This window comes from Streptomyces sp. NPDC006476 (assembly GCF_040612015.1).
Lineage (GTDB): Bacteria > Actinomycetota > Actinomycetes > Streptomycetales > Streptomycetaceae > Streptomyces > Streptomyces griseorubiginosus_B.
This window is the reverse complement of the sequence record NZ_JBEXPK010000155.1, coordinates 1-8,198: the sequence shown is the minus strand read 5'-3', so window position 1 is coordinate 8,198 and position 8,198 is coordinate 1. Positions and strand designations below refer to the sequence as shown.

Here is an 8,198-nt window from a genome sequence, read left to right as displayed (position 1 = left end):
AGGACCTTCGACAAGCCCTATCGTCCCAGCTCAGAGGCACTCCTCGCTTATTTGATCAACCCTCGGACGACCCTCTTCGTGAAAGCCCGAGGCTAACGCGTACAGGAGGTGCAGCGGCAGCCCGCGCCGCAGGGTCTCCCTGGCCGCTCAGTCGGCGGCGAGGCTCTCGGGTGAACCGTCCCGTCCCACGACAACGGGTCGCCGCCCGTGAAACACCTCCCCACGTCGCGCCCGCGCGACGGCCGGCGGACTCGATGCTTCCAGCGTCCGCACGACACCCCCACCGGGGCAGGGGCTGCGTGGCCCCGCCCAAGGAGCCGAAGGCCCGGCGCGCCTGTCGGGATCCGGGCCGCGCCGAGCGCGGACGATGCGAACGTACCTCCCGTCGACCCCCGGCCGTCAGTCGGCGAAGGAGCGGACGTAGGCGAGGGCTGCGTTCATCGAGGCTCGCAGCGGTTCCGCGGTGCGCAGGGTCTGGCTGCGCAGGCTGCCGCCCTGGAGGGCGGTGAGCAGGGCCATCGACAGTTCGTCGAGATCGGCCTCGGAGCGTAGGTCGCCTCGTTCGCGCATGGCCGCAGGCCGTCGTGGAGCAGGGACTGCCAGCGCTGGAAGGCGTTGCACAGCTCTGTGCGGACCCGGACGCGATCAGCGGCGCCCCGCTGCTCTTCCAGCTGCACGCGCTCACCGCCTGCGTTCTCTTCGCGGCCTGGCCCTTCACCCGCCTCGTCCACGTCTGGAGCGCCTCGTCGGCTACCTCGCGCGGCCCTACATCGTCTACCGCAGCCGGGCCGCGACTCCCCGCCCGACGGCGACGGAGGAACCCGTACCCCGGTGGGCTCCCTGACAAGGACCGATCGGCCCATGCGATCTCTCCGTCCGTGACCGAGCCTGGTAGGAGGCGGTGTCCCCCCGTGGCGGCCGCCGCACCGGCCCGGCGCAGGAGGAGGCGCAGCCATGACCACCGCGACCACACCCCGCTCCGCCAGGAAACTCCCCGCGTACCGGGGCAGACTGATGAGTCTGGCGCACGAGGTGCGCTACCCGGCGGGCATCCGTCTGTTCAGTGAGGGCGGGCGCGCGGACCACTTCTGGATCATCGATTCCGGCACCGTCGCCCTCGACATGCGGGTGCCCGGACGCCAGGCCGCCCTGATCGAGACCCTGGGTGCCGGCGAACTCCTCGGCTGCTCCTGGTGTACCGGCCGTACACATGGCGGTTCGGCGCCCGGACGACCGGGCCCGTGTGCGCGCACGAGTTCGACGCCGAGGCCGTCCGGCGGATGTGCGAGGCCGATCCGGACATGGGGCGCTCGATCGCCCTGTGGGTCGGCGGGTCCATGGTGCGCCGGCTCGGTGCCGCCCGCACCCGGCTGCTCGATCTGTACGCCCCCTACGGCAGCGGAGCCCGGGGCTGAGCTATGCGGTCCCGGGAGCTGACCACTCGGCCAGCGATGCTGCCTGGTCGGCCCCTGCAGACCGCGCCCCGGCCGTGAGACGTTCGAGTTGAGAGGCAAGGGGGTGTCGGCATATGGCGGACACGCGGCCCACCCGAGTGAAGAAGGTGCGGTTCTGGCGCTGGCGGCACAATCCGCTGCGCCGCCCCAGCGACACCGCCGAAGCGTGGATCGTCCTGGCCACCTGGATCGTCGCGCTGGCCGGTGGCGTGTTCGCCGGCCAGTCCGCCGACGCCGCCATGCAGGACAGCCTCGCGGCACGACGGGCGACGCTGTCCACGGTGTCGGCGGTGCTCACGGAGGACGCGGACAAGACGCCGCCCGTGACGACCGGTGACGGCGGTGACGGGGTGGTCTGGGCGAAGGTGCGCTGGACGGCCGCCGACGGGTCCACCCACACCGGCCTGACTCGGGTCGAGCCGCGAAGCAAGGCGGGCTCCACGGTCAGCGTCTGGATCGACCACCGGGGTGGGCTGGTCTCCAGCCCGCCCAGCGCCACGGAGGCGCGCCTGCAGTCCGAAGTGGCCGGTGTCCTCGTCGCGTTCGGCACCGGTGGCGCCGTGGTGGGCTGCGGCTGGGTGGTGCGGCTCCGGCTCGACCGGCGGCGGCTGCGCGACTGGGAGACCGAGTGGGCACAGGTCGACCCTCTGTGGCGCAAGAAGATGAACGGCTGACACCGCCGCCGAGACCGCCTCGAGGCGGCAGATTTCGCCGCAGCCCACCGTGATGGCTCTGATCGCGCGGTCGCTGTTGCTGTCGGGGCTCCTGTCGGGCTGGTGCGTCCCTGCGGCGCGCGCACTGCTTGGTGGCTCCCTCCGCGCCCGGCAGCAGCACTCCGGAGGTGACGAGGACGGCCAGGTCGGCGGCGGCCAGGCGCGGCCAGGCGCGCCCGTTGTGCCGCTACGCCGTCCGGCGCGGCGGTGTCGCCGTGGGGGGCAGCGCGAGGTGGGCGGTGAACCACTCGCGGGCCAGGTCGGCGACCGCGGACAGGGTGCCGGGTTGCTCGAAGAGGTGGGTGGCGCCGGGGACGACGGCGATCCGGTGGTCGCAGCGCATCCAGTCGGCGGCCAGCCGGTTCAGGCTCAGCACCCGGGTGTCCAGCGAGCCCACGATGAGCAGGGTGGGGGCCCGCACGTGGTCCAGTGCGGCGGGCGTGGCGAGGTCGGGGCGGCCGCCGCGGGAGACCACCGCACGGATGTCGAAGTCCTCGGCCGCGGCCTCCAACGCGGCGGCCGCACCGGTGCTGGCCCCGAAGTAGGCCACCGGCAGTCCGGTCGCGCGGCGCAGCCACAGTGCCGCGGCGCCGAGCCGCCGGGCGAGCAGCACGATGTCGAAGACCTTGTGCCGGTCGTGTTCCTCGTGCTCGGTCAGCAGGTCCAGCAGAAGGGTGCCGAGTCCGGCGCGGTTGAGTACGTCGGCGACGTACCGGTTGCGAGGGCTGTGACGGCCGCTGCCGCTGCCGTGCGCGAACGCCACGACGGCCGGCGCCTGGTCGGGCAGCGTGAACCGTGCCGCCAGGCGAACCGGTCCTGCGGGCACGTCGACGTCTCCGTCCCGCACCGGGCGCGTCGCCTGCGCCAGCAGGTCGGCCACCTCCCGGTCGTCGACCTGGGGGAACGCGTCGTACCAGGCGCCGACCGAGCCGAAGAAGCGCGGGGAGTGCAGACAGACCACCTCGTCGGCCGACTGGCGCAGGCGGCGCAGTGTCCGCTCCGGACCGACCGGCACGGCCAGCACCACTCGGCCCGCGCCCTGATCGTGGACGACCCGGCACGCGGCCTCGGCGGTGGCGCCGGTGGCCAGACCGTCGTCCACCACCACGACCGTCCGGCCGGTCAGCGGGACGGGGGAACGCTGACGCCGGTAGAGACTCGACCGCCGTTCCAGTTCGGCCCGTTCCGCCCGCTCAACCGTCCGCTGTGCGTCGGGCCCCACCCCGGCTTGCAGGAGCACGTCGTCGTTGAGCACGCGCACGCCGTCGTCCCCGACGGCGCCGAAGGCCAGCTCGGGCTGCCAGGGCACGCCCAGCTTGCGCACCACCAGGACGTCCAGGGCGGCGCCCAGTTCTCGGGCCACCTCATGGGCCACGGGCACCCCGCCCCGCGGCAGGCCCAGCACCAGGACGTCCTGGCCACGAAGGTGTTCCAGCCGCCGGGCCAGTCGGCGCCCCGCGTCTGCGCGATCCTGGAAACGCACGGTCCACCTCCTGCTGCGCGCACCGTCCGGCAGGGCGGCGAGACGGTCCTCTCTCCGCTTCCATCTTCTCGCCGTTCCGGCTCCTCGCACGGGGGCCACGGGCTCACGCCGAGCGGGCCACCCAGGCCGTCCTCGGGGGGCCGTTCGGCCCAGGCAGGACATCGACGTCGCAGCACGCGTGCGGGACCGGAACGATGACCGCCCCGCGCGGCGGGCGTCGCAGGAGCCGGGACAAGGGCCTCTCGATACCTCGGTTCGGGACGATCGGCTCATGCGCCGTGCGCCGCAACGGAGTTGGCTGGAGATGACAGGAACGACGCCCATCCGAGAGGGGGAGAGGACAGTGGGTACGAGTCTCACCCCGGAGTTCTACGAACGGTTCGCCTTGCTGCTGGTCGCGGCGATGGGCGCGACCTTCGTCCTCACCATGCTGTTCGACGCGCTCGCGCTGAGGCGGGCGCGGCGCCACGGCCAGACCCCGCCGACGCTGCCGCCCTCGGTTCCGCCGACGCGGCTGCCCCATTCGCCCGTGGGCACGGACCACCCTACGCGCGTCGGCTGCTGAGCCTCGCGGCACGTGCCGGTGCCGAGCGGCCCCTCTTCGTCCAGCACGGCAGGTCTTTCGACGCCGCGACGCACCATGACGCGGGCGGCCTCGGTGGCCGTTGCGTGCGCGGCGCTCTCCTCCAGGTCTCAGCCTCAGCGTCCGGCCCGGGCATTCGGCGCCCCAGGGGCTGACCGGGCGGAAGCCGGGCCGAGCGGCCCTCGCCCCCTGCGCGCGGACCGCCGCATGGGGCCGAACGGCCCCGCCCGGGGCCGAACCACCCCTCGTGCGCCCCGGCCGGCGGTGCGACCGTGAGGGTGGAGCCCCGTGCCGCAGAGCCGTGCGGTCCAGGAAGGCGGTGAGGACGATGATGGAGCTGCCCCTTGTCGTAGGTGTCGACGGATCGCCCGCGAGCCTGGCCGTAGTCGACTGGGCGGTGGACGAGGCCGCCCGGCACGGTCTGCCGCTGCGGCTCGTATACGCCTCCCTGTGGGAGCGCTACGAGGGAGCGGTGCCGTCCAGGAGTTCCGACCGTCCGTCGGAGCAGGTGATGGCGGAGCACATTGTCGGTTCCGCCACCGAGCGGGCCCGGCTGCGCAATCCCGAGGTGAAGGTGTCCGCCGAGGTGGTCCCCGAGGAGGCGGCCGACGCGCTGCTGCGCGAGGGCAACAACGCCTCCGCCGTGGTGACCGGCTCGCGGGGACGCGGTGAGCTCCAGGGGCTGCTCCTCGGTTCCGTCGGCCTGACGGTGGCCTCCCGGGCGTACTGCCCGGTGATCGTGGTCCGGGGCGACAAGGCGGGGCTCGCGGGCACGCACGAGCGGATCGTCCTCGGGGCGGGAGGCCCCGCGACCGGCGCCGAGGCCGTGCGGTTCGCGTTCCGGGAGGCCGAGGCGCGCGGTGGCGTGCTCGACGTGGTGCGCGCCTGGCGCTGCCCCGCGCTGGAGGGCGCCGACCACCCCCGGCTGGCCGGGGACCCGGCGCATCAGCACGACCAGCAGGCGTCCGCCCTGATCGACGCATTGCTGCACGACGCGACGGCCGACCACCCGTCGGTCCGGGTGCGCCGCAACACGGTGGAGGGACCGCCCCGCTCGGTGCTCCTGAACCGCTCCGCCGCCGCAGACTTGGTGATCATCGGAGCGCGTCGCAGGGCCGGCCACTTCGGGTTCCAGCTCGGCCGGGTGGGCCACACCCTGCTGCACCACGCGGACTGCCCCGTGGCGATCGTGCCGCAACGGGTGTGAGCGCGAGGGCGTGGGGAGGCCCGAGGTGACCGACTGGATCTGCGAGTACGAGGGCTACGACCCCGGGGGACGAACGCCTGCGGGAGTCCCTTTGCACCCTGGGTCCGCTACCGGAGCCCGACTTGGTCCGCCGGCCGCGTCCGCTCTGGTCATCGGCAGCATCTCAAACAGGGCCCGGTCCGAGTACGGGAAGCGGCTGCTGTGTCGGTGCCACACGGCGTCGCACAGCTGCGGCTGAGCCGTGGAGCGCGCGGCGCCGACCAGTCGCACGGTGGCCAGCGGGTCCGGCTCGCCGGAGCGGGGCAGCAGGCGGTGACGGGCTCCCAACCGAAGTGGGCGACCGCGAGCCGGAGGTTGAATACCGCGCAGCCCGCGGAGACCGAGACGAGCTTCTCCGGGGTCGTGACGTCCAGGACCCTGGTGGTCATGGGGCCTCCTCCCCGCCCTGCGGCGGCCGGGCCAATGGTGACCCCACCCACGGTGGCCCCGGGCGGGCCGACGGGGGAGGGGCCGTACGGCCTCGGGACCCGCCGGACGGCCCTCGGTGCGTCAGCGGCGCACGGGATGTTCGCCGGCCTCGGGCTGCTCCAGCTGCGAGGCGAGTACGGCGGCCTGCACCCGGCGCTGCACGCCGAGCTTGGCCAGCAGCCGGGAGATGTGGTTCTTGACGGTCTTCTCCGACAGATACAGCCGCTTGCCGATCTCACGGTTGGTCAGTCCGTCCCCGATCAGCGTCAGGATCTCCCGCTCGCGCGGCGACAGGCTCGCCAGTTCGGGCGAGAGCTCCGGAGCCTCGGCGGGTTCGGTGCGCAGGCTGCGCATCAGCCGGGCCGTGGTCGCGGGGTCCAGCATCGACTGGCCCGAGGCGACCGTGCGGACGGCCGAGACCAGGTCCGAGCCCCGGATCTGCTTGAGCACATAGCCCGACGCCCCGGCCATGATCGCGTCCAGCAGCGCGTCCTCGTCGTCGAAGGACGTCAGCATCAGCACCGCCAGCTCCGGCATCCGGCTGCGCAGGTCACGGCAGACGGAGATGCCGTCGCCGTCCGGCAGCCGCACGTCCAGGACGGCTACGTCCGGACGCACCGCAGGCGCGCGCACCAGTGCGTGCTCGACGTTCTCGGCGTCGCCCACCACGGAGATGTCCGGCTCGGCGTCCAGCAGATCGGCCAGACCGCGCCGGACGACCTCGTGGTCGTCGAGCAGGAAGACGCGGATGGGGTTCTCCGCCGTGAAGGTGCGTGCCTCGGTCATATCGGCCTCTCGTTCCCCTGTGGGGCGGACTGCAGACCGCCCCTGAGGCGATCATGACGCGCCCGGCGCGGTCGCACCAGGGCCGACCGGCCCTACTGCCGAACCTACGTCGAGCAGGGCCGGAAGGGGAACGAGGGGGCCGTACCGGGATGTCAGCGCGTGGCTGGACGCTTCCGGGACAGCTCCGCGGCCGGGGTGTCCTCGCCCAGATCGAACCGCACGTCCACCACGCCCTCCACGGCCCGCACCAGCCGTGCGGCGACGGGCACCAGGGACCGGTCCCTGACCCGCCCGGCGAGCAGGACCACGCCCTCGTGGACCTCGACCCGCACCGCGGAAGCCGGGGCCGGGAAGAGGTAGGCCACCACCTCGCGTCGCACCTCCTCCGCGATGGACTCGTCCTCGCGCAGGAACACCTTCAGCAGGTCGGCCCGGCTGACGACACCCTCAAGCCGACCCGTGCCGTCCACCACCGGCAGCCGTTTCACCCTGGACCGGGCCATCGTCCGGGCGGCCTGCGCGAGGGTCGCGCCGGCCTCCACCGTGAGGGCGGGGGCGGTCATCAGCTCCTCGGCGGTGAGTGAACCCGCCTTGGCGAGGTCGGACAGGCGGCGCAGTTGCGTGTAGCGGTCGGGGTCGCTGTCGCGGAACTCCTCCTTGGGCAGCAGGTCCGCCTCGGAGACGATCCCGACGACGTGGCCGCCGTCGTCGACCACGGGCAGCGCGCTGACCCGGTGGTCCTGCATGGTCCGCACGATGTCCTTGAACGCCTCCCCGCGGCGGGCGGTGACCACGGAGCGGGTCATCACATCACTGACGATGTGGGGGGTCGCGTGCGGCGTGGTCATCGCATGCTCCCGCTGCCGTACGGGGCGTACAGGTCCAGCAGGCGGGTACGGGCCGCGCGCAGCCGGTCCGCCACGACCTCGCCCACCCAGCGGGCGACGGTCTCGCCGAACGCCGGGTCCTCCTTGCACATCTCGCGGACTGCCACGGCGTCGAACTCGAACGCCCGCACGGGCGTCGCCGCCTCCGCGCCGAGGTGCCAGGTGTGCGGGGTGAACAGCCAGGACCAGCCGACGAGGTCGTTGTGCCCGAGGGACTCGATGACGGCTGCCCGGCGGCCGGGTACGTGCATGTCCAGCTCGACCGTGCCGGTGCGGATGATCCAGAAGCGGTCGGCGTGGCCCCCCTCATGGAAGAGGCGGGTGCCCTCGGGGATCGACACCTCCCGGGCCACCCTCATCAGCCTCTCCCGGTGCTCGGCGGGCAGCGCCCGCGGCAGGCTGGTCGTGACGGGACCGTTCATGGCTGGCCTCCCGGGGACGCGGTACGGAACTGCCAGTTCCAGCGTGTGCGTCCGGAATGTCGGGGGCCATGGGCCACCCGGCCCCAGGCCGGGGCCGTCCGGCTAGGTGTTCTGTCTCGGGAGGTTGTGGACGGGTGAGCCAGGTCTCAGCTGAGGGATCTTGAACGGGTGAGGGCCTTCCCGTTCGGTGTGGAT

At 73.3% G+C, this 8,198-nt stretch carries 8 protein-coding genes and 2 pseudogenes; 5 read left to right on the top strand and 5 right to left on the bottom strand.

The window, feature by feature from the left end; all coding sequences use genetic code 11:
* Nucleotides 1–399: 399 nt before the first annotated feature.
* Entirely contained in the window at nucleotides 400–570 is a 171-nt protein-coding gene (locus ABZZ74_RS51440) for a hypothetical protein (RefSeq protein ID WP_356951033.1), read from the bottom strand.
* A 65-nt stretch (nucleotides 571–635) separates the two neighbouring features.
* On the opposite strand from ABZZ74_RS51440, the pseudogene ABZZ74_RS51435 reads away from it, so the two are divergent.
* From ABZZ74_RS51435 to ABZZ74_RS51425, 3 genes and pseudogenes are all read left to right on the top strand, one after another.
* Nucleotides 636–844 (top strand): annotated as a pseudogene (locus tag ABZZ74_RS51435) (respiratory nitrate reductase subunit gamma); the annotation flags it as partial.
* A 110-nt stretch (nucleotides 845–954) separates the two neighbouring features.
* Nucleotides 955–1,415: pseudogene (locus ABZZ74_RS51430) on the top strand (cyclic nucleotide-binding domain-containing protein).
* Nucleotides 1,416–1,528: 113 nt separating this feature from the next.
* On the top strand, nucleotides 1,529–2,128 hold the full coding sequence (locus tag ABZZ74_RS51425) for a hypothetical protein (RefSeq protein WP_356951032.1): 600 nt from the start codon (nucleotides 1,529–1,531) through the stop codon (nucleotides 2,126–2,128).
* A gap of 226 nt (nucleotides 2,129–2,354) precedes the next feature.
* Here the strand turns inward: ABZZ74_RS51425 and ABZZ74_RS51420 are convergent, their stop codons facing one another.
* The gene (locus tag ABZZ74_RS51420) at nucleotides 2,355–3,650 is read right to left on the bottom strand and encodes a phosphoribosyltransferase (protein ID WP_356951031.1); all 1,296 of its coding nucleotides are present in this window, start codon (nucleotides 3,648–3,650) and stop codon (nucleotides 2,355–2,357) included.
* Between the two features lie 343 nt (nucleotides 3,651–3,993).
* Here ABZZ74_RS51420 and ABZZ74_RS51415 point away from each other — a divergent pair, with 343 nt between their 5' ends.
* Entirely contained in the window at nucleotides 3,994–4,215 is a 222-nt protein-coding gene (locus ABZZ74_RS51415) for a hypothetical protein (RefSeq protein WP_356951030.1), read from the top strand.
* 349 nt (nucleotides 4,216–4,564) lie between these two features.
* On the top strand, nucleotides 4,565–5,440 hold the full coding sequence (locus ABZZ74_RS51410; protein WP_356951034.1) for a universal stress protein: 876 nt from the start codon (nucleotides 4,565–4,567) through the stop codon (nucleotides 5,438–5,440).
* A 549-nt stretch (nucleotides 5,441–5,989) separates the two neighbouring features.
* On the opposite strand, the gene ABZZ74_RS51405 is transcribed toward ABZZ74_RS51410, so the two are convergent.
* The 3 genes from ABZZ74_RS51405 to ABZZ74_RS51395 form a co-directional block, all read right to left on the bottom strand.
* Nucleotides 5,990–6,694, bottom strand: a complete 705-nt coding sequence (locus ABZZ74_RS51405; protein ID WP_356951029.1) for a response regulator transcription factor — start codon at nucleotides 6,692–6,694, stop codon at nucleotides 5,990–5,992.
* A 152-nt stretch (nucleotides 6,695–6,846) separates the two neighbouring features.
* A complete protein-coding gene (locus ABZZ74_RS51400; protein ID WP_356951028.1) occupies nucleotides 6,847–7,542 on the bottom strand; it encodes a CBS domain-containing protein in 696 nt (231 codons plus the stop codon).
* The gene (locus tag ABZZ74_RS51395) at nucleotides 7,539–8,003 is read right to left on the bottom strand and encodes a cyclic nucleotide-binding domain-containing protein (RefSeq protein WP_356951027.1); all 465 of its coding nucleotides are present in this window, start codon (nucleotides 8,001–8,003) and stop codon (nucleotides 7,539–7,541) included. Before ABZZ74_RS51395 ends, ABZZ74_RS51400 begins: the two co-directional genes overlap by 4 nt.
* Nucleotides 8,004–8,198: the final 195 nt, after the last annotated feature.

Coding starts and splice junctions, on each gene's coding strand:
- ABZZ74_RS51440 (WP_356951033.1), bottom strand. CDS start 570: ATGCGCGAACGAGGCGACCTACGCTCCGAGGCCGATCTCGACGAACTG.
- ABZZ74_RS51425 (WP_356951032.1), top strand. CDS start 1,529: ATGGCGGACACGCGGCCCACCCGAGTGAAGAAGGTGCGGTTCTGGCGC.
- ABZZ74_RS51410 (WP_356951034.1), top strand. CDS start 4,565: ATGGAGCTGCCCCTTGTCGTAGGTGTCGACGGATCGCCCGCGAGCCTG.
- ABZZ74_RS51405 (WP_356951029.1), bottom strand. CDS start 6,694: ATGACCGAGGCACGCACCTTCACGGCGGAGAACCCCATCCGCGTCTTC.
- ABZZ74_RS51400 (WP_356951028.1), bottom strand. CDS start 7,542: ATGACCACGCCGCACGCGACCCCCCACATCGTCAGTGATGTGATGACC.
- ABZZ74_RS51395 (WP_356951027.1), bottom strand. CDS start 8,003: ATGAACGGTCCCGTCACGACCAGCCTGCCGCGGGCGCTGCCCGCCGAG.